1 protein-coding gene and 1 pseudogene are annotated in these 1,271 nt (G+C 67.3%); both read right to left on the minus strand.

What is annotated here, in order from left to right; genetic code table 11:
• Positions 1-408: pseudogene (locus IEX25_RS19730) on the minus strand (ornithine cyclodeaminase family protein); the annotation flags it as partial.
• Positions 408-1,271: DSD1 family PLP-dependent enzyme (locus tag IEX25_RS19735; RefSeq protein WP_188717425.1), on the minus strand; the 864-nt coding region annotated here is incomplete at its 5' end. The pseudogene IEX25_RS19730 and the gene IEX25_RS19735, both read right to left, overlap by 1 nt.

Raw genomic sequence — 1,271 nt, forward strand, 5'->3', positions numbered from 1 at the left:
GCCCGCCCCGATCATGCCCAGCACGCGCGCCCCTTCCGGGGCCAGGTATTTGCTGGACACGGCACTGGCCGCCGCGGTGCGCAGCGCGGTCAGCAGGTTGCCCCCCACCGCCGCCGACACGCGGCCCGTATCGGGGTCGAACAGGAACACGGTGGACTGGTGGTTGATCAGCCCTTGGCGCGCGTTGTTGGGCCAGTATCCCCCGGCCTTGAGGCCCAGCGTCAGCCCCGCCCCGTCGAAGCCGCCCTTGAAGCCGTAAAGCGCGTCCTCGTGTCCAAGGGCCTCGCGCACGACGGGGAAGTTCCGGGCATCCCCGCGCGCCATGGCGGCGAAGACCGCCTCGACCGCGTCGAAGGCGGCCTCGGGCGTCATCAGGCCGGCGATCTCGCCTTCAGGAACGACCCACATCAATAGGCCTTTCCGCGCGCCGACACCGGCCACAGCGTTTCGACCTTGCCGTTNTTGAGGACGCCGTTGTCGTCCTGGACCACGCCATGTTCGTCGCTGCACTTGATGTATTTCACGTCGTCGCGGCCATAGACGAAGGGCAGCCCGCTATCGACCGACTGCGCCTTGAGGCCCGCGTCCACCACCGCCAGATGCGGCTTGGCGTGGGACATGACGGAGGTCAGGATGAACAGCGCGTTTTCCCATTCGCCCTGGTCGATGCGGTTCCCGTTCTGATCGTGGATGCGGCCATAGTCGGCGTCCATGAAGGCATAGCTGCCGCACTGGAGTTCATTGTAAACGCCCGAGTTGCTTTCGAAGTAATAGCTGCCGGTGCCGCCGCCCGAGACCAGTTCCGGCTCCAGCTCCAGGGCCTTCAGCGCCTCGACCGCATCGGTCACCTGGGCGATGGCCGCGTCCAGCTTGGCCTTGCGGTCCTCGAAGCTGTCCATGTGCTGCATCGCGCCCTGATAGGCCTGGATGCCGGTGAACTTCAGCCCCGCTGCCGCGTCGATGGCCTTGGCGATCTCGACCACTTCCGGGGTCGTCTTCACGCCGCAGCGGCCCGCGCCGCAGTCGATCTCCACGAAGCATTCGATGGTCGTGCCGTGCTTTTGCGCCGCCGCCGACAGGTCGGCCACATTCGCCACGTCGTCCACGCAGACGATGATCCGCCCGCCCGAGATCTTGGGCAGGCGGGCCAGCCGGTCGATCTTGGCCGGGTCGCGCACCTGGTTCGAGACCAGGATGTCCTGGATCCCGGCGCGGGCGAAGACCTCGGCCTCGGAAACCTTCTGGCAGCAGACGCCGATGGCCCCGCCCAG

The sequence above is a fragment of the Paracoccus acridae genome (genome assembly GCF_014642735.1).
In the GTDB taxonomy this organism is placed as follows: domain Bacteria; phylum Pseudomonadota; class Alphaproteobacteria; order Rhodobacterales; family Rhodobacteraceae; genus Paracoccus; species Paracoccus acridae.